Raw genomic sequence first — 18898 nt, 5'->3', positions numbered from 1 at the left:
CGTCAGCTGCCGGGGAGGCGCTGGATCGTACGGGGTGAGCGGACGCCTTCCAGGGGGGTGGGTGCGGGGGCGGTGGACGCGGCGCCCGAGGTCGCCCGGGTGAACGCCGCCGGGCCGCCCACCAGTGGCAGCCCGGCCGACGTGCGGGACAGGTCGACGGTGAGCGTCGGGGTGGTCGACGGCGGGTCGATGAGGTCCTTGTCGGTGCCGGCGACGATCAGCGCCAGGCGGTGTCCCTTGGGGACGACATGGTCGGTGGCCGCCAGGTCCAGCGTGATGGTGTACGCCTTGCCGGGGGTGAGCGGGACGCCCTTGCCGGCGTCGGCGTAGTTGCCGAGGTCGGCCCAGCCGCGGCTGAACACCGTGTAGTCGACGGCCTCGGTCTTCGCCTTGGTCGCCTTGAAGCAGGAGCTGTCCCCGGCCGTACTCGCGCCCCAGCAGGTGCGGCCCGTGAGGGTGGTGATGCCCTCGCCGTCGTCCGCGTAGTCCCGGATGGTGCCGGGGCCGAGGTCGACGAGGACCGCGGAGAGATGGGCCGTCGAGGTGGTCGGCGTGGCGGTCACGGTGACCTGGGACGAGCCGGACAGGCGCAGGTCCCGGGTGAGCGGCTTGCTGAGGAAACCGGCCTTCTCGGGGGTGGACGTGCCGATGCGGGCGGCCCAGTCGGTCTCGCTCAGGGCCGGGTTGTCGGTGAAGGTCTCGGTTCCCTGTCCCCGGCGCAGGCCGAGCGTGCCGACGCCCGGCTTGCTGCCGGTGGCCGGGCGCAGGGTGGTGCTCTGTGTGTCGCGCGGCGGCCAGAGCTTGGAGGTGACCCACTGGTCCGGGTGGCGCTCGATGTCGGCCATCGGCTCGCGGTCGATGCCGTTGGCGTAGCCGAGGAGCTCATGATCGAACCAGCGGTGCAGGGTGTCGACCCAGGCCCCGCGCCGGTAGTCGAAGGGGTCGACGTGGCCGGTCTGGGAGAGCCAGATCTTCCGCTCGACACCGTGCCTGGCGAGGGCGTCCCACCACTGGCCGAAGTGCTTGGTGCGGACGTTGAGGTCCTGCATGCCGTGCACCAGGAACACACTGGCCTTCACCTTGGACGCGTGCCTGACGTAATCGCGTTCGGTCCACAGGCCGGTCCAGTCACCGGTGCGCGGGGCGCCGTCGACGAGCTTCTTCTGCACCGCGGCACAGTGGGCGCGGGCAGCGGCGCTCTCGACGGCGTCGGACAGCCAGTCGGGGCCGGAGTCGTACAGCGGTGCGCCCTTGGCGAAGTAGTAGTCGTACCAGGAGGAGATGGCGCTGATCGGGACGATGGTCTTCAGGCCCCTGACGCCGGTGGCGGCGACGCCGTTGGCGATGGTGCCGTCCCAGCTCTTGCCGATCATGCCGGTCTTGCCGTTGGTCCAGGTGGCCCTGACCGTGGTGTTGCCGGTGCGGCTGGTGTAGCCCCTGGCGCGGCCGTTCAGCCAGTCGATCACGGCCTTCGCGGACCCGATGTCATAGCGGCCGCCGATGTCGACACAGCCGTCGGAGCGGTTGGTACCGGCCAGGTCGACGCCGACGAAGGCGTAGCCGCGGGGCACGAAGTAGTTGTCGTAGAAGAGCGGCATCTGGACGACGCGGCCGCTCGCGTCGTACGTCTTCTTCTGGCTCTCGTTGCCGCGCCCGCAGCAGGAGTAGTACGGGCTGGCGTCCATGATGACCGGCACCTTGCGGCCCTGGCGGGCGGGTTCGCCCGGCCGGACGATGTCGGCGGCGACGCGGTCCGTCCTCCCGTCGCCGTCCCCGTCGAGACCGGTGTCCACCCACACGGCCTCACGGATGGCGTGGGCGTACGAGTAGACGGGACGGCTCTCGCGCGGGGTGGCCCGGGCGGCCACGGGGGTGAGGAACGCGGCCATCAGAGCCGCGACGGCCAGTGTCGCGAGCGGTCTCCAGATCGTGAAGCGCGTGCGTTTCGGCATGCGCGGACGGTACCTCGGTCAACTGCCGTGCAGAAGAGGGCAGCTGAGTGAACGTCGGGACCGGGGGGCTCATGTCGGCCGGATGGCGATCGTGTGACACGAGGGGCTGTGGACAGGTCAGGGGCCACAGGTCCTGAATAGGCTCCGAACAGACTTCGTGCCCCTACGACTTGGAGTTCTCGTGCACCGCAGAATCTTCGCGCCGGGCGCGCTCGCGGCGGCCTGTCTCCTGCTGGCGATCCCGGCATCGGCCGCAAGTTCCGCTCCCGGCGCACCGGGCATCGGCGATCCCTATTACCCGTACTACGGCAACGGCGGTTACGACGTCTCCCACTACGACCTGCGGCTGACGTACCAGCCGGCCACGGACGAGCTGGCGGGTACGGCGACGATCCAGGCGAGGACCACGCAGGATCTGTCCAGCTTCGATCTGGACTTCCTGCTGGACGTGAGCGAGGTACGGGTCAACGGCGCCAAGGCCGGCTTCGCCACCTCCGGGCAGCACGAGCTGGTGATCACCCCTAAGACCCCCCTCGCGAAGGGCACGCCGATCACCGTGGTGGTCCGCTACAGCGGGGTGCCGTCGACGAAGAGCGCGTACGGCTTCACCACCTGGCACCGCACGCCCGACGGCGCGGTCGCGGCCGACGAGCCCGAGGCGGCCTGGTGGTGGTTCCCGAGCAACGACCACCCGCTGGACAAGGCGACCTACGACGTGTCGGTGGCCGTGCCGGACGGCACCCAGGCCATCTCCAACGGCACGCTCCAGTCGAGCGGTTCGAAGCTGGGCTGGACCCGCTACAACTGGCGTGAGAACAAGCCGCAGGCGACCTATCTCGCCACGCTGGCGATCGGGAAGTTCGACATCACGACCGGCACCTCCGAGGGCGGGGTCCCCGTCGTCAACGCGTACAGCAAGGACCTCGGGGACAACGACGGGGCGGCGCGGGCGAGCGTGGAGCGGACCGGGGAGATCGTCGACTGGCTCACGGGCTACTTCGGGCCGTACCCCTTCAGCTCGGCCGGAGGGTATGTCCCCAACACCACCACCGGGTTCGCGCTGGAGACCCAGACCCGCGTGTACTACAGCCCGCGCCAGTTCGCGAACGGCTCCAACACCTCGGTGGTCGTGCATGAGCTGGCACACCAGTGGTACGGCGACGACGTGTCGCTGAAGGGCTGGAAGGACATCTGGATCAACGAGGGCTTCGCGCGGTACGCGCAGTGGCTGTGGTCGGAGCACGAGGGCGAGGGCACCACGCAGGAGCTCGCCGACTATGTGTACGCCTCGCACCCCGCCGACGACGCCTTCTGGACCGTCGAGCCCGGTGACCCGGGACCGGACGACCAGTTCGACACCGCCGTCTACGACCGGGGCGCGCTGGCCGTCCAGGCGCTGCGCAACGAGGTCGGTGACGACGCGTTCTTCGCTATTCTGAAGGGCTGGCCGAAGGAGCACGCGTTCGGCAACGCGTCCGTGGCCGACTTCCGGACGTACGCCGAGAAGGTCTCGGGCAAGCCGCTGTCCGCCCTCTTCGACACCTGGCTGTTCCAGCCGACGAAGCCGACGTCCGCCGCGGCCCGCTCCGCGGTCGTCGCCAAGCCCGCGGCGGCCCCCGTCCAGCCGAAGTCCTGGAAGAAGATCGAGGCGACGAACGAGGCACACGGAGGCTGAGACACCGCAGGTACGGGGCCGGGGCAGGACCCGGGCGGCTCACCCCGGCCTCCTCCGAGGTCACGCAATCGCGGCGTCCGAGCCCGATGGGCCCAACGTCGCCTGTCCGGACGGACGCGGCCAGGCAGCGAACGAGGCGCCGGAAGCACTGGGTCGGAGCCGGGCCGCTCACCCGGCTCCGACCGAGCACATCGCCTGCCGCGACGGGCCGACGGCGGCGTCCGGGTCGGCGGGGTCGCCGCCCGGCCGTCAGGACGGCCGCCGCCAGGCAGGCGACGATCGAGGCGCACGCGGGCCGATCCACTGAAGAGACATGGCGCCGAGGGCCAGGCGGCTCACCCGGCCCCGGCCGAGGATGTCACCCGGCACGCCAGTCCGGTGCCGGCGGACGCGGCACGGTGGCTCACACGCCGGCCGACTCCAACTCGGCGACCCGGTCCAGCAGTTCGTCCCTGGCTATCGCGGCCGTCTCCGTCGACGGCACCGTGCAGGCGTACGCCCCGGCCACCGTCCCGTACAGGGCGGACCGTCGGGGCGGCTCCCCGTTGAGGTGGGCGAAGAGGAAGGCGGCGGCGAAGGCGTCGCCCGCGCCGTTCGTGTCCACCACCGGCGCGGGTGGTGTCACCGTCGGTATGTGGCTCGGCTCGCCGTCGGCCAGCAGGTAAGCGCCCTCGGCCCCGGCGGTGGCGACGACCAGCCGGGCTCTGCCCCGGTCGGCGATGCGGCGCATCGTCCGGCCGAGGTCGGTGAGGGCCGTCGCTGAGAGGAAGACGATGTCCGCCGTGTACGCGAAGGACTCGTGGTAGGGGTTCTCGCCGTCCCAGTCGTGCAGGTCGGTCGAGACGGAGACACCCGTCTCGCGCAGTGCGGGCAGGACGTGGGCACACGGGTGGGTGATGGCCACGTGGACGTGCCGGCTCGACGCGGCGAGGTCCCGGACCGTCCGCTCCGGGAAGCGGTCGTCGGCGTGGGCGCGGCTGGTGTCGTAGAGGGAGAGCCGGCGGCCGTCCGGACCGACCAGATTCACCGCGCGCTTGGTGCCGGCGGGCTGTGGGATCGCGGTGAGCGGGATCCCGCGCTCCCGGTGCAGCGCGCGGACGAGTTCGCCCTCGGGGTCGTCACCGAGCAGGTCGAGGTGATGGGTGCGCAGGCCCAGCGCGCTCAGGCCCACCGCGACGAAGTCGCCGGTCTGCCCGGCGCGGGTGCGGATCCCGGAGTCGATCATGTAGCTGTCGGCGTACGGGAGCGGCAGCTCGGGGACGTACACGATCGTGTCCACGCCCGCGCCGCCCAGCACCAGGACGTCGATGTCCCCGCTCATCCCCCGCCCTCCCCTTGGTCGTACACCGTCACCGCGATCCCGCGCCGCACCAGCCGCTCCATGATCAGCGGTTCGATCCGGGACCACTTCCCGCCTGCCAGACCGCAGCCTATGCGGGGCATGTGCACGGACGCGCCGAGTTCGATCACTTCGTCGGCGAGCCGGGCCAGTGCGGTGTCGATGGCCTCGTAGCGCACGGGCACGCCCTTGCTGCCCGTGCGAGTACCGCGCTGGCCGATCATGTTGGCCACCCAGACATACCGCTCGGCCCGCACGAGTTGTATCGCACCCAGGCCGAAGTCGTTCGACGCACGGTGGCGGTGCCATGCGCGGTACTCCGCCTCGGGCTCCGGCCAACGGCGCGAGAGCGCCAGCACGAAGCCCTTTCCCCATCCCCCGATGTCGTTGCAGACGTGGGCGATCACTTTGACGCCCTTGACCGACGGCACGGTGGCGTCACCCCGGACATAGGTGATCTCCGACATGACGCCACCGTAGGCGATGCCACTGACAGTGGCCGTGACCTGCTACTTCGTAAGCTCGGACAGCTCCCGGTCCGCGGTCTTCGACACCCGGCGGCGCACCCCGTACCAGCCGCCGACCAGCAGCGCGGCGATCACCGGGATGAGCATCAGGGTCTTGCGGCCGACCTCGGGGTCGTTCCACATCATGCCGAGGCAGACCAGCAGGAAGGCGATCGTGGCGATCTCCGTGCCGGGGCTGCCCTTGAGGCGGAAGTGCGGCCGGGTGACCAGGCCCGCCCGGGCACGCCGGACGGGTTTCACAGCACTGGTGAGACAGCAATACTGCTGCACATGACGACCGAGACCGAGGAGCCGACCCTCACCATCGACGAGCTGGCCGCCCGGGCGGGCGTCACCGTCCGCACGGTCCGCTTCTACGGCACCAGGGGCCTGCTGCCGCCGCCTGTGATCGGTCCGCGCCGGGTGGGTCACTACGGCCGTGAGCATCTGGCGCGCCTGGCGCTGATCGAGGAGCTGCAGCACCAGGGCATGACGCTGGCCGCGATCGAGCGGTATCTGCGACAGCTGCCGCCGGACCTGACCGCGCACGAGCTCGCCGTGCACCGGGCCGTGGTCTCCTCGTGGGCCCCGGACACGGCGGAGACGCTGTCGCGCGAGGAACTCGAGCGGCGGGCGGGGCGGTCCCTGGACGAGGGCGACCTGGACCGGCTCGTGGCGATGGACGTCGTCGAGCGGGCCGGTGACGCGTACCGCGTGGACCTCGGACAGCTGCGGCTCGGCGTCGAGCTGCTGGACGTACCGCTCTCCCAGGAGGCGATCCTCGCCGCGCGGAAGGTGCTCCTGGAACACTCGCGCGCGGCCGCCCACGAGCTGTCGCAACTGCTGCGCGGCGAGGTGTCGGAGCGGGACGCGCGGCATGTGCGATCGCTGTCCGCCCATATGCAGCCGCTGGTGGTGCAGGGGCTGCTGACCACGTTCCAGCGGTCCCTGAAGCAGGAGCTGCGCCTGTGGCTCGACGACTCGCAGGCAGACGCGGCTCCGTAAACCCACCGTTTCCCGACGCGCGGCTCAGCAGCGCGGCACGGGCTTGCTGTACGAGGTGCCGCTGGGCGTGGCCACATAGTGGTCCGACACATAGTGTCCGTTGTCCAGCCGGTCCCAGATCTTGGTGGTGCCGACCGTCGAACCGGACCGCTGGCAGGTGACCCACGCCAGGGCTCCGCCCGGTGAGGTGCCGACGGCGGAGTACCCCGTGCCGGGGCCGCTGCGCTCGGTCACGCCTGCCGGGGCGGTCACCTGGTACGGGTAGGCGCAGCGGGGCAGCGGCGCGCTGTAGCCGGTGCTGGAGGGGGTGCTGACGTAACGGTCCGAGACATAACCGCCGTTGGTGAGCCTGTCCCACACGGAGGTGGTGCCGACCTTGGTGCCGGGCGTCTGGCAGACGACCTTCACGGTCGAGCCGGGGGCGTGGGTCGAGGTGACCGGGTAGCTGGTCGCGGGCCCGGTGCGTGCGTTGAGCGGGGTCGTGCTGGTCACCTTGTACGGGTACGCCACCGTGGCGACGGGCGCGTCGAGCCGGTCGGTGTCGATGTTGAGGGTCACTCCCCCGTAGGTCTCGTCGTGGCCGCCGCGGAACTGCTTGGCGCGCTGGTGGACGGCCCACTTGGAGTCGGCGATGTTGGCCCAGCCCTTGAGGGAGTCGACGCTGTCGTAGCGCGCGATCCACAGGGCGTCCGGGCGGGCGTAGGCCGTGGACGTGTAGCTGTCGGCGAGTTGGCGGGCGCCCAGGTTGAGGTTCATGTAGACGCCGGAGACATAGCCGAGCCGGTGGAGTTCCTTGGTCCAGGCGGAGACGTAGGTCAGGACAGCCGTGCGGCAGATGGCATCGGTCTGGGTGTAGTGCTCGATGTCGTTGTAGAGGGCGCTGCCTGGCAGCATGCCGAGGGCCTTGGCCGCGGCGATCGCCTCCGTGGCGGCCGCGGTGCCCTGCGAGCGGGCCGTGGCCGGGCTCGTGCTGATCTTGGCGTCGGACGGCCGTGCCCCGCACGGCGGTTGCAGGCCCTTGTGGATGGGCAGCAGGCGCCACTTCAGCCCGGTCACGGAGGCCACCCAGGACGCGGTCAGCTGCGGCTGGGCGCACGTACGGTTGACGCCGGAGACATAGACGCCGAGGGCGCGGTAGGGCGAGGCGTTCCAGGCCTGCACGGTGGTGAGCGGCGGGGCCGTGCAGGCGTCGAAGGCGAGCCCCGAGTAGCGGGTGGCGGTCGAGCCCGCCGGATAGCCGACCGGTGTGGCCGGTTCGGCCGCGGCGACGGGAGCGACCGCCAGGGCAGAGGCGCCGCCGAGGAGGCAGGCGGAGGCGACGGCGAGGAATCTTCGCAGGGCAGAGCGTGAGCACGGCATGGGGACCCCCCTGAGCGGTATGGCCGGGTTCGCTCGCCCTCACGGTCGCGTCCCCAAGTCCCCGCTGTCCACAGGTGTGCAAGAAGTTCACCCGCAACGGCGCACGCCCGCGCCTGGCCGGAGGTCCGGCAGGACGCGGGCGCGGCCGTGTCACCTGGGGACGTGCTCAGCGCGCGTCGCTGAAGGTCTCCCCCCGCTCCGCCTTCTCGACCAGCAGCGCGGGCGGCTGGAACCGCTCGCCGTAGCGCTCGGCGAGTTCACGCGCGCGTGCCACGAAACCGGCGACACCACCGTCGTAGCCGTTGATGTACTGGAGCACGCCGCCGGTCCAGCCCGGGAAGCCGATGCCGAAGATGGAGCCGATGTTGGCGTCGGCGACGGACGTCAGGACGCCCTCTTCGAGGAGGCGGACGGTGTCGAGCGCCTCGGAGAAGAGCATGCGCTCCTGCATGTCCCGGAACGGGATCTGGTGTCCGGGCTCGGTGAAGTGCTCGCGCAGCCCCGGCCACAGCCCGGCCCGCTTGCCGTCCTCGCCGTACTCGTAGAAGCCCGCGCCGCCGCTGCGCCCGGGGCGTCCGAACTCGTCGACCATGCGGTCGATGACGGCCTCGGCGGGATGCGCCTGCCAGGTGTCGCCCGCCTCCTCGACGGCCCGCTTCGTCTCGTTGCGGATCTTGCGGGGCAGGGTGAGGGTCAGCTCGTCCATCAGGGAGAGCACCTTGGCCGGGTAGCCGGCCTGGGCGGCCGCCTGCTCGACCGACGCGGGCTCGATGCCCTCGCCGACCATCGCGACGCCCTCGTTGATGAAGTGGCCGATCACCCGGGAGGTGAAGAAGCCGCGGGAGTCGTTGACGACGATGGGCGTCTTGTTGATCTGCCGGACCAGGTCGAAGGCGCGCGCGAGGGCCTCGTCGCCGGTGCGCTCGCCCTTGATGATCTCGACGAGCGGCATCTTGTCGACGGGCGAGAAGAAGTGCAGTCCGATGAAGTCGGCCTGGCGCTCCACGCCTTCGGCGAGGGCGGTGATGGGCAGGGTGGAGGTGTTGGAGCAGAGCAGCGCGTCGGGGGCGAGGACGCTCTCGATCTCCTGGAACACCTTGTGCTTGAGGATCGTGTCCTCGAAGACGGCCTCGATGACCGCGTCGCAGCCGGCGAGGTCGGCCACGTCGGCGGTGGGCGTGATGCGGGCGAGCAGCGCGTCGGCCTTCTCCTGGCTGGTACGGCCCTTGGCGACGGCCTTGGCGCACAGCTTCTCGGAGTAGCCCTTGCCCTTGGCGGCCGCCTCGGCCGACACATCCTTCAGGACGACGTCGATGCCCGCGCGGGCGCACGAGTAGGCGATGCCCGCGCCCATCATGCCGGCGCCGAGGACGGCGACCTTGCGGACCTGGCGCGGCTCGATGCCCTTGGGGCGGTTGGCGCCGGAGTTGACGGCCTGGAGGTCGAAGAAGAACGCCTGGATCATGTTCTTCGAGGTCTGGCCCGCCGCCAGCTCGACGAAGTAGCGAGCCTCGACGACCTGGGCGGTCTCGAAGTCGACCTGTGAGCCCTCGACGGCGGCCGCGAGGATGTTGCGCGGGGCCGGGTAGGGCGCGCCGCCGGTCTGCTTGCGCAGGGTGGCAGGGAAGGCGGGGAGGTTGGCCGCGAACCTGGGGTTGGCCGGCGTGCCGCCCGGGATCTTGTAGCCCGGCTTGTCCCAGGGCTGCTGCGACTCGGGGTTGGCGTCGATGAAGGCGCGGGCCTTCGCGAGCAGTTCCTCGGGCGTGGCGGCCACTTCGTGGACGAGGCCGTTCTCCTGGGCGCGCCGCGCGTTGTACTGGGTGCCCTGGAGGAGGACCTTCAGCAGCGCGTCGGCGATGCCGAGCAGGCGTACGGTGCGTACGACTCCGCCGCCGCCGGGGAGCAGGCCGAGGGTGACCTCGGGGCAGCCGATCTTGGTCCCGGGGGTGTCGAGGGCGACGCGGTGGTGGCAGGCGAGGGCGAGTTCGTAACCGCCGCCCAGGGCCGCGCCGTTGATCGCCGCGACGACCGGCTTGCCCAGGGTCTCGATGCGGCGCAGGTTCCGCTTGATGGCGAGGCCGCCGTCGAGCAGGTCCTGGGCGGTCTCGGGGGTGACGCGGATGAGGTCGCGCAGGTCGCCGCCCGCGAAGAAGGTCTTCTTGGCGGAGGTGAAGATGATGCCGCGGATGGAGTCCTGCTCCGCCTCCAGGCGGTCCGTGATCGCGGCGAGCGAGTCGCGGAAGGCCGCGTTCATGGTGTTCGCGGACTGGTTGGGGTCGTCGAGGACGAGGGTGACGACGCCGGTGTCGTCCTGTTCCCAGCGGATGGTGGTGCTCTCGGTCATGTCAGGGGTCTCCGTTGAGGTCTGAAGTCTTCGCTGCCGCTGGGGACTAGATGCGCTCGACGATGGTGGCGATGCCCATGCCGCCGCCCACGCACAGCGTGGCGAGGCCGTACCGCTTGTCCTGGCGCTCCAGTTCGTCGATGAGCGAGCCGAGGATCATCGCGCCGGTGGCGCCGAGCGGGTGGCCCAGCGCGATCGCGCCGCCGTTGACGTTGACCTTGTCCAGGGACAGGCCCATGTCCTTGACGAAGCGCAGCACGACGGCCGCGAACGCCTCGTTGATCTCGACGAGGTCGATGTCGTCGATGGTCAGCCCGGCCTTGGCGAGTGCCTTGCGGGTGGCGGGCGCGGGCCCGGTGAGCATGATGGTCGGCTCGGAGCCGGAGACGGCGGCGGAGACGATCCGCGCGCGCGGGGTGAGTCCGTAGCGCTCGCCGACCTCCTTGGAGCCGATCGCGACCAGCGAGGCGCCGTCCACGATGCCGGAGGAGTTGCCCGCGTGGTGGACGTGGTCGATCTTCTCGACCCAGTGGTACTTCTGCAGGGCCACCGCGTCGAAGCCGCCCAGCTCGCCGATGTCGGCGAATGACGCCTTCAGCTTGGCGAGGGAGTCGGCGGTGGTGCCGGGGCGCGGGAACTCGTCGTGGTCGAGGACCACGAGTCCGCTGCGGTCCTTGACGGGGACGACGGAGCGCTCGAAGCGGCCCTCCTTCATGGCGGTGGCCGCGCGCTCCTGCGAGAGGGCCGCGTACTCGTCGACGTCGCGCCGGGAGAAGCCCTCGATGGTGGCGATCAGGTCGGCGCCGATGCCCTGGGGCACGAAGTTGACGGCGAGGTTGGTCATGGGGTCGTTGAACCAGGCGCCGCCGTCCGAGGCCATCGGCACCCGGGACATCGACTCCACGCCGCCGGCCAGGATGAGGTCCTCCCAGCCGGAGCGCACCTTGGCGGCGGCCAGGTTGACGGCTTCCAGGCCGGACGCACAGAAGCGGTTCTCCTGGAGGCCCGCCACGGTGTCCGGCAGTCCGGCCGCGATCGCCGCGATCCGGGCGATGTCCGAGCCCTGGTCGCCGACCGGGCCGACCACGCCGAGGACGATGTCGTCGACGGCGGCCGGGTCGAGACCGGGGAAACGGTCACGGATCTCGTGGATGAGTCCGACGACCAGGTCGATGGGCTTCGTGCCGTGCAGGGCGCCGCTCGCCTTGCCGCGGCCGCGCGGGGTGCGGATCGCGTCGTACACGTACGCTTCGGTGCTCACTGACAAGCCTTTCCGGGAGGGTGAGGGTTTTTCAGAGCCAGCTCTTGACGGTCTCGACCAGGCGGGCCGGTTCCTGGCCCACCGGGACGACGTTCAGCATCGTCACGCCCGCCTCGCGGAACGCGGCGACGCGCTCACGGACGTAACCCTCCGGGCCGCACAGCGACATGAGCTCGCAGAGTTCGTCCGGGACGGCCGCCTCGGCCTCCTTCTTGCGGCCGGACAGGTACAGCTCCTGGATGAGCCGGGCTTCCTTCTCGTAGCCGTACGCGACGGCGAGGTCGTTGTAGAAGTTCTTGCCGGGCGCGCCCATGCCGCCGACGTACAGGGCGATCTTCGGGCGGGCGAGGTCCCGTACGGCGGCCGCGTCCTCGCCGATGGCGAGCAGCTCGCCCGCGACGATCCGCAGCGGCCCCAGGGCGGGGTCGCGGCGGGCGGCGCCTTCCGCGAGCGGGGCCCCACACGTCTTTGGCCTTCTCCGGGACGAACAGGGTGGGCAGCCGGCCGTCGGCGATCTCGGCGGTCATACGGACGTTGGCGGGGTCGAGGGAGGCGACGTACAGCGGCACCGCGGGGCGCACGGGCTTGGTGAGGATCTTCAGGGGCTTGCCGAGGCCGCCGGGCCGGGGCATGTCCGTGATGCCGTGGTGGTCGATGACCTCGCGGCGCAGGATGCGTCGGGTCAGCTCGATGGTCTCGCGGGTGCGGCCGAGGGGCCTGTCGTACGGCTTGCCGTGCCGGCCCTCGATCACCTGCGGGCCGGAGGCGCCGAGCCCGATGATGGCGCGGCCGCCCGACATGGCGTCGAGGCCGGCGGCGGTCTGGGCGATCAGGGCCGGGGTGCGGGAGTAGACATTGAGGATCGCGGAGCCGATCTTCATCCGTTCGGTGCGGGCGGCCAGACAGCCCATGATCGTGGGCGCGTCGAAGCCGTACGCCTCCGCGACCCAGACGGCGTCGAGGCCTGCCGACTCCAGTGCGGCGGCCTGGTCCGCGGCCGTGCGCGGGTCGGTCGCGTAGTCGAGGGGGATCGAGAGTTCCATCAGTCACCGTCCTTCTCGGGGTCGGTGACGAGCCGGGGTACGTCCCAGTCTCGGGCCACTTCCGTGGTGTCGGCGCCCGGCAGGACGGGTCCGGTGCGGACGGTGGTGGGGGTCTCGGTGAAGCGCGGGGCCGGCGCGGGCTGGGTGATGCCGCCGTGGTCGGTGAAGGTGCCGCGGGCGGCGAGATGCGGATGGTGCGGGGCCTCGCGGAGGGACAGGACGGGGGCCACACAGGCGTCGGAGCCCTCGAAGACGGCCGTCCACTCGTCCTGAGTACGGGACTTGAAGCGGGCGGCGACGCGCTCGCGCAGCTCGCCCCAGCGGGTCCAGTCCTTGCGGGCGGGGGCCAGCTCGTCGAGGTCCATCAGATGCAGGAACTCCTCGTAGAACTGCCGCTCCAGGGCGCCGACTGCCATGTATCTGCCGTCGGCGGTCTCGTAGGTGCCGTAGTAGGGGCAGCCGCCGTCCAGGAGGTTGGCGCCGCGCCGGTCCTGCCAGCCGCCGGCGGCCAGCATGCCGTGGATCATCGCGGAGAGGTGCGCGGCGCCGTCCACGATGGCGGCGTCGACGACCTGGCCGGTGCCGGTCGCGCGCGCGTGGTGCAGGGCGGCGAGGACACCGACGACCAGGTAGAGGGAGCCGCCCGCGTAGTCGCCGACCAGGTTCGCGGGGATGGCCGGGGGCTCGTCCGGGGCGCCGATCATGCCGAGGGTGCCGGTGAGGGCGATGTACGCGATGTCGTGGCCGGCGCGCTGGGCGAGGGGGCCCTCCTGGCCCCAGCCGGTCATCCGGCCGTAGACCAGCCGGGGATTGCGGGCGTGGCAGTCCTCGGGGCCGACGCCGAGGCGCTCGGCGACGCCGGGGCGGAAGCCCTCGATGAGGATGTCGGCCCGTTCGACCAGGTCGAGGACGCGCGACGGGCCGTCCGCCGACTTCAGGTCGACGAGCACCGAGCGCTTGTTGCGGTTGGTGATGTCGTACGCCGGATCGATGCCCAGGCCGTTGCCGCCCGGCCGGTCCACCCGTACAACGTCGGCGCCCAGGTCGGCGAGGAGCATCGCGGCGAACGGGCCGGGCCCGATCCCGGCCAGCTCGACCACGCGCACGCCCGTGAGCGGGCCCTGTGCCGTCGTCGGCGTCTTCGCCGTCCTCATGCCGCCCCCAGTCATATGACACAACTGATGTAACACCAGTGATGTTAGGAACGTGTTCCACCCGGCACAAGACCTGGGCGAGCAAGCGCTTAGCCAAGTTAACCGGAAGCCCGCTCGACCAGCGTGGTCCGGGGAAGGTCAGCGTGCGTCGAGTTCCGCTATGAACCGCTTGGGGGCGATCACCCGATAGCTCTCCTCGACCCAGTCGCACAGCAGCTCGACAGCCGGGGCCCCCGGCTCCTGGAGCGGGATCCGCACCCAGCCCGCCCGGCCGAGGCCGTATCCGGCGGGTTCGGCGCCCGGGGAGGTCAGGGCGTGCGCGTGCGCCGACTCGTCCCCGAACTTGACCGTGACGCCCAGCGGATAGCTGCCGTCGCTGACGCCCAGGAAGACGAACACCTTCTTGTTGACCTTCGCGACGCTCTCGTCCCAGGGGAACTCCTCGACCGCACCCGGCAGCCCGAGAGCGAACTCTCGTACTTTCTCCCACTTCTTCAGGGCGTTGCTGGACACGGCCATCGGCAGCCTCCGGGCTGGTCGTCGGGCTCCGCACACCTCACGCTAGCCTCAGCCACCGACAGCGGCGCGGGTTGCACGACCGAGAGGTGTCATGAGCAGGCTGAACAGGACGGACCGTCCCTACGACATCGTGCTCTTCGGAGCCACGGGCTTCGTCGGCACGCTCACCGCGGAGTACCTGGCCGCCCACGCGCCCGCGGACCTGCGCTGGGCGATCGCCGGCCGTGACGAAAGCCGGCTGCGGGCGCTGCGCGAGCGGCTGCCGGGAGGTGCGGAGGTCGGAGTGCTCCGGGCCGACGTCACCGAACCCGACACACTGCGCGAACTGGCCGGGCACGCGCGCGTGGTGGCATCGACCGTCGGGCCGTACGTCCGCTACGGCGAGGAACTCGTCGCCGCCTGCGCGGACAGCGGGACGGACTATCTCGACCTCACGGGCGAGCCCGAGTTCGTGGACCTGATGTACGTCCGCCACGACGCACGCGCGCGTGAGACCGGCGCCCGGCTGGTGCACGCCTGCGGTTTCGACTCGGTGCCGCACGACCTGGGGGCGTACTTCACGGTCCGGCAGCTGCCCGAGGGCGTACCGCTGACGGTGGACGGATACGTGACCGCCGACGCCACCTTCTCCGGTGGCACCCTCGCCTCGGCACTGACCCAGATGGGGCGCGGCCGGCAGATGTTCGCCGCCGCGCGCGACCGCGGCCGGCACGAGCCGCGGCTGATGGGGCGCAGGGCTTCTGCACCGACCGGCGCGCCGCGGTTCGCCAAGGAGGTCGGGGCCTGGGCCCTCCCCCTGCCGACCATCGACGCGCAGATCGTCCGGCGCTCGGCGAAGGCCCTGGACCGGTACGGCCCGGACTTCCGCTACCGGCACTACGCGGCCGTCGAACGGCTGCCCGTCGCCCTGGGCTCGGTCGCGGCCGTGGGCGCGGTGCTCGCCGCCGCCCAGCTGCCGCCCGCCCGGCGCTGGCTGTCGAACCGGCTCAAGCCCGGGGACGGGCCGAGCGCCGACAAGCGCGCGAAGAGCTGGTTCTCGGTCCGGTTCGTCGGCCAGGGCGGCGGCCGACGCGTGCTCACGGAGGTCCGCGGCGGCGACCCCGGTTACGGCGAGACGGCGAAGATGTTCGCCGAGTCGGCCCTGTCCCTGGCCTTCGACGACCTGCCGCCGACGGCCGGCCAGGTCACGACGGTTCAGGCGATGGGCGACGCCCTGACCGAGCGGCTGCGCGGGGCGGGGATCACGTTCAGGGTGGCGGCGGCCTTCTAGCGCCGCGCTGCGCGGCGGGAGCAATTGGAGGGGCCGGAGCGGCTAGAGCGGCCACCCCAGTACGGTGTAGATCATCCCGCCTATCCAGCCGAGCCCCGCCGGCACGGCGAGGACCAGCGCGGCCGTCACGGCGCGCTCGACGGGGCGGTTGGGGTCTGCGAGGGCTTTGCGGCACGGGATGTCTTCATGCGCCACAGCGTGCCGGTCCCTCGGGGCCGTCACATCCGTACAGCTACTCACACGACGTGCTCAGGCCTCGTACTCGGCCGGCGGCCAGTCCCCCAGCGCTTGTGCGATGCGGTCCCGTACGGCCGGATCGTGCGCGGCGGTGGCGAGCCGGACCGCCAGGGGACCGATCTGCCACCCCGTGTGGTAGTCGAAGAAGGGCGGGGGTCCCGCCTCGTTGTGGGCGAGCTTGCCGACCAGCTCCGCGAGGCGGACCAGGAGCCGCTGTTCCTCCGTCGGATACTCCCAGGCCGCAAGCCCCCGCCCGCGCACCAGCCCGAACACCTCGCGCCCCTGGCTCCAGCGGTCCCGGTCGTCCGCGAGGTCCAGCGCGGCGTCGATCTCCGGTGTCCGGCCCAGCTCCTCCGCCGCCGCCCGGAGCACCCGGCCCGCCCAGACGACGGGAAGGGGCTGGCGCTCGAACAGGGAACGGCCCCAGCTCCGTTCGGGATCCGCGGCCGCCTGCTCGACCAGGGGGCTCCGCCCGCTCGTCGCCTCGCGAAGCCCGCGCCTGCAGAGGGCGTCCGCGCGGCGGGTCGTCTCCGGGAGCCGGTACTCGGGGGTGAGCGCGAGGGTGTGGGCGCAGGCGTTGTCCAGGCTCACCCGGTGGCCGACGGAGACGAAGACGGGCTTGACGGAGTCCCGGGTGCGCAGGGCACGGCCGACCTCCTCGGTGCCCGCGAGGAGCGGGGTGCCGCTGCCGCGCCGGGCCTCCGGGTCGTCGTACGTGAAGGTGAACGGGTTCTTGGCGACGCCGATCGTGGGCAGCCCGGTGAGCACGCCGAGGTGGCTGGCGAGGCCGAAGCGGCGCGGGTGGGCCAGTCCGTAGCCGTCGCAGACCACCAGGCCCGGCGGGTGGGCAAGGGCGTCGAGGGCGGCCAGGACGGTGGGAATCTCGCGGAAGGCGAGCAGCCCGGGCACGTACGGGAAGGAGATCCGCCCGACGGCCGTCGCCTCGGCCACCACGTCCAGCGTCGCCGCGTCGAGCACCACGGCCGCGGCCGCGACGACGTCCCGCTCGTCGTCGTAGGCGACGTCGACCCCTGTGACGTACCCCGTCCCGGGCGGCGGCCCCGGCTCGTCCAGCACCACCCGTCCGCGCAGTTCGTCCTGTACGGCGCGGGCCTGCTCCTCGGTCGCGGGCCAGTCCGCGGGCACACGTACGGTCGTCATGGTGGGGTCGACTGTACGGGTCCGGCCGGCCGCGCGGGCACCCAGGGGTAGGCTCTCGATCATGTTCGTACTGGAGCTGATCTACACCGCGCCGCTCGACGCCGTGGACGCCGTGATGCCGGCGCACGTGGCATGGCTCGACGAGCAGTACGAGAAGGGCGTGTTCCTCGCCTCCGGGCGCAAGAACCCCCGCGAGGGCGGGGTGATCCTGGCCGTCGCGGAGGACCGCGCCCGCATCGAGAACGTCGCCGCGGGCGATCCTTTCGTCACCGCCGGGGTGTGCGAGTACCGCATCACGGAGTTCATCGCCACCAAGACGGCGCCCGAGCTGGAGCGTTACCGCGAGACGCTGCGCTGAGCGCGCGGGCTCAACCCTTCTTGCCGCCCAGCGCGCTCCGCAGCTGCTGCTTGTTCATGTCCGAACGGCCCTTGATGCCGCGCCGCTTGGCCTCCTCGTACAGCTGGTCGTACGTGGGCCCCTGGGCACCCTGGTGCGACCGCCTGCCACCACGCTCGCCGGACGACATGTCCTGGGTCGAGGTGCGGCCGGCGGTCTTCGACTCACCGGCCCTGGCGCGTTCCTTGTTGACCGTCCGCGCCGCGATCTCCTCGGCACGCTCCGTGCTCTCGCCCCGGTCCAGGGCGCTCTGCTTGATGTGCTCGTACTGACGTTCCCGCTTGGGACTGGCACCGCGTGGCACGACCGCTCACTTCCTCTCGTGTCGTGTACGACGACCGAGTACCCGCACCGGGACCCACCGCATCAGCTCTCCAGCCGCGCCACGCGCCCCTTCTCCCCGGCCGCCCAGCAGCCCAGGTCGGGGGTGCAGTCCACGGTGTCGTACGAGCCGGTGTCGACCGTCCGCCAGGTGCGCCCGGCGTCCGTGGTCAGGTCGGTTCCGGTGGGGCCGACGGCGAGCGCGGCGCCGCCGCTGTGCGGGAGCCAGGCGGCGCCGGAGCGGTAGGCGGACGGGGCGTGCCGGCGGGCCGCCAGCTGCGGCCGCCGTCCGGGGTGAGCGCCGCCGCCCGCGGGGAGGGCTGCTCCGCGCGGTAGTCGCCACCGACGGCGAGGCCGTGGGTGCGGTCGCGGAAGGCGAGAGCGAACACGCCGCGGGCCGGATCGCCGGCCGGGACCGGTGTGTCGCTGGCGTTCCAGGTCAGGCCGCGGTCCGTGGAGTGCAGCACGCGCGCGCGTGCCCCGCCACCGGTCGCCAGCCAGACGTCCCTGGGACCGGAGGTGGCCAGGCACTGGCCGCTCGCCGCGAAGCCCGCCTCGCCGTCCAGCGCGGCGGGCATGCCGTCGGAGGGCAGCACCCGCCAGGTGCGGCCGCCGTCGCCGGTGGACAGGATGCGGAACTTTCCGGCCACCGGGTCGCTCATGGCGAGGCCGTGGCGGCGGTCGAAGAAGGAGAGGCAGTCGTAGAACGCCTTCGGGTCGGTGTTGCGGAAGGACTCGGTCCAGGTCGCGCCGCCGTCCTCGGTGCGGTAGACGCGGGAGTCCTCGCCCTCGCCGATGGCCAGCACCACCGCGCGCCGCGCGTCGAACGCCTCGATGTCCCGGAACTGCAGCGCGGCCGCGCCCGGTGGAGAGACGTTCCGCCAGCTCGCCCCGCCGTCCGTGGTGCGCAGAACCGTACCGCCGGATCCGGCCACCCAGGCGGTGTCGCGGCTGACGGCGGACAGCCCGCGGTAGCGGATGTCGGGGGTGCCGGTGTCCTTGAGTTCCCAGTGCGGTGCGCGGTGGCCGCCCCGCGGCGCGGCGTGCGCCGGTGCGAGCATCAGCGCGGCGAGCGCGGCCCCGCAGGCCACCCCCGCGGCCACCGTCCGGCTGGTACGGGTCGTACGTCTCGTTCGTCGCGTGCTCCCCAAGCGCCTCATGGCGGGCGAAGCTAGCCCACCGCCCCGGCACCGTCCAGGGGGCCCGACCGCCGCGCGGGGCAGCGCGGAACACGCCTGACGCTCGCGTGCATGGACGCGGTGACCGAGGTCACTCGAAATTCGTGTGCACGGATTGGCTGATTCCGTCGTCTCTTCCAGTGCCAGGTCTCAGCCACCCGGAAGTTCGTCCAGCCG

The 18898-nt window shown here is 71.8% G+C and carries 14 protein-coding genes and 4 pseudogenes; 4 read left to right on the top strand and 14 right to left on the bottom strand.

The window, feature by feature from the left end; genetic code table 11:
• Window positions 1-2: 2 nt before the first annotated feature.
• A complete protein-coding gene (locus tag N8I87_RS34650) occupies window positions 3-1952 on the bottom strand; it encodes a Xaa-Pro dipeptidyl-peptidase (protein WP_263214725.1) in 1950 nt (649 codons plus the stop codon).
• 181 nt (window positions 1953-2133) lie between these two features.
• Here N8I87_RS34650 and N8I87_RS34645 point away from each other — a divergent pair, with 181 nt between their 5' ends.
• Window positions 2134-3627, top strand: coding sequence for a M1 family metallopeptidase (locus tag N8I87_RS34645; protein ID WP_263214724.1), 1494 nt, complete (start codon window positions 2134-2136; stop codon window positions 3625-3627).
• Between the two features lie 403 nt (window positions 3628-4030).
• On the opposite strand, the gene N8I87_RS34640 is transcribed toward N8I87_RS34645, so the two are convergent.
• The 3 genes and pseudogenes from N8I87_RS34640 to N8I87_RS34630 all read right to left on the bottom strand — a co-directional run.
• Complete coding sequence (locus tag N8I87_RS34640) at window positions 4031-4948, bottom strand: adenosine kinase (RefSeq protein ID WP_263214723.1); 918 nt, start codon at window positions 4946-4948, stop codon at window positions 4031-4033.
• The gene (locus tag N8I87_RS34635) at window positions 4945-5433 is read right to left on the bottom strand and encodes a macro domain-containing protein (protein WP_263214722.1); all 489 of its coding nucleotides are present in this window, start codon (window positions 5431-5433) and stop codon (window positions 4945-4947) included. The genes N8I87_RS34640 and N8I87_RS34635 overlap by 4 nt, the downstream gene beginning before the upstream one ends.
• Window positions 5434-5475: 42 nt before the next feature.
• A pseudogene (locus N8I87_RS34630) lies at window positions 5476-5724 on the bottom strand (amino acid permease); the annotation flags it as partial.
• A gap of 39 nt (window positions 5725-5763) precedes the next feature.
• On the opposite strand from N8I87_RS34630, the gene N8I87_RS34625 reads away from it, so the two are divergent.
• Window positions 5764-6477 (top strand): MerR family transcriptional regulator, encoded by a 714-nt coding sequence (locus N8I87_RS34625; protein ID WP_263214721.1) that lies wholly within the window; start codon window positions 5764-5766, stop codon window positions 6475-6477.
• 24 nt (window positions 6478-6501) lie between these two features.
• Here the strand turns inward: N8I87_RS34625 and N8I87_RS34620 are convergent, their stop codons facing one another.
• From N8I87_RS34620 to N8I87_RS34595, 6 genes and pseudogenes are all read right to left on the bottom strand, one after another.
• Entirely contained in the window at window positions 6502-7836 is a 1335-nt protein-coding gene (locus N8I87_RS34620) for a glycoside hydrolase domain-containing protein (protein ID WP_263214720.1), read from the bottom strand.
• A gap of 166 nt (window positions 7837-8002) precedes the next feature.
• Window positions 8003-10180 carry a 3-hydroxyacyl-CoA dehydrogenase NAD-binding domain-containing protein gene (locus tag N8I87_RS34615; protein WP_263214719.1) on the bottom strand — a complete coding sequence of 726 codons (2178 nt, stop codon included), beginning with the start codon at window positions 10178-10180 and terminating at the stop codon, window positions 8003-8005.
• A 46-nt stretch (window positions 10181-10226) separates the two neighbouring features.
• Window positions 10227-11441, bottom strand: coding sequence for an acetyl-CoA C-acetyltransferase (locus N8I87_RS34610; protein WP_263214718.1), 1215 nt, complete (start codon window positions 11439-11441; stop codon window positions 10227-10229).
• 31 nt (window positions 11442-11472) lie between these two features.
• Window positions 11473-12484, bottom strand: a pseudogene (locus N8I87_RS34605) (LLM class F420-dependent oxidoreductase).
• On the bottom strand, window positions 12484-13638 hold the full coding sequence (locus tag N8I87_RS34600; RefSeq protein WP_263214716.1) for a CaiB/BaiF CoA transferase family protein: 1155 nt from the start codon (window positions 13636-13638) through the stop codon (window positions 12484-12486). Before N8I87_RS34600 ends, N8I87_RS34605 begins: the two are co-directional and overlap by 1 nt.
• A 138-nt stretch (window positions 13639-13776) precedes the next feature.
• A complete protein-coding gene (locus tag N8I87_RS34595) occupies window positions 13777-14157 on the bottom strand; it encodes an MmcQ/YjbR family DNA-binding protein (RefSeq protein ID WP_263214715.1) in 381 nt (126 codons plus the stop codon).
• 91 nt (window positions 14158-14248) lie between these two features.
• On the opposite strand from N8I87_RS34595, the gene N8I87_RS34590 reads away from it, so the two are divergent.
• A complete protein-coding gene (locus N8I87_RS34590) occupies window positions 14249-15427 on the top strand; it encodes a saccharopine dehydrogenase family protein (protein ID WP_263214714.1) in 1179 nt (392 codons plus the stop codon).
• A gap of 42 nt (window positions 15428-15469) precedes the next feature.
• On the opposite strand, the gene mmpA is transcribed toward N8I87_RS34590, so the two are convergent.
• Together mmpA and N8I87_RS34580 are read right to left on the bottom strand one after the other, a co-directional pair.
• Complete coding sequence (mmpA, locus tag N8I87_RS34585) at window positions 15470-15607, bottom strand: morphogenic membrane protein MmpA (RefSeq protein ID WP_411577401.1); 138 nt, start codon at window positions 15605-15607, stop codon at window positions 15470-15472.
• 531 nt (window positions 15608-16138) lie between these two features.
• A pseudogene (locus N8I87_RS34580) lies at window positions 16139-16825 on the bottom strand (endonuclease V); the annotation flags it as partial.
• Between the two features lie 61 nt (window positions 16826-16886).
• Here N8I87_RS34580 and N8I87_RS34575 point away from each other — a divergent pair.
• Window positions 16887-17183: a YciI family protein gene (locus tag N8I87_RS34575; RefSeq protein ID WP_263214712.1), complete on the top strand. Its 297-nt coding sequence runs from the start codon at window positions 16887-16889 to the stop codon at window positions 17181-17183.
• A 10-nt stretch (window positions 17184-17193) separates the two neighbouring features.
• Here the strand turns inward: N8I87_RS34575 and N8I87_RS34570 are convergent, their stop codons facing one another.
• Together N8I87_RS34570 and N8I87_RS34565 are read right to left on the bottom strand one after the other, a co-directional pair.
• Entirely contained in the window at window positions 17194-17526 is a 333-nt protein-coding gene (locus tag N8I87_RS34570; RefSeq protein WP_263214711.1) for a plasmid stabilization protein, read from the bottom strand.
• Between the two features lie 62 nt (window positions 17527-17588).
• Window positions 17589-18604 (bottom strand): annotated as a pseudogene (locus tag N8I87_RS34565) (WD40/YVTN/BNR-like repeat-containing protein).
• Between the last annotated feature and the right edge of the window lie 294 nt (window positions 18605-18898).

Origin of the sequence: Streptomyces sp. HUAS 15-9 (genome assembly GCF_025642155.1) — a bacterium.
In the GTDB taxonomy this organism is placed as follows: domain Bacteria; phylum Actinomycetota; class Actinomycetes; order Streptomycetales; family Streptomycetaceae; genus Streptomyces.
Note: the sequence above shows the minus strand (reverse complement) of the source record. Positions and strands in the feature narration are given on the sequence as shown.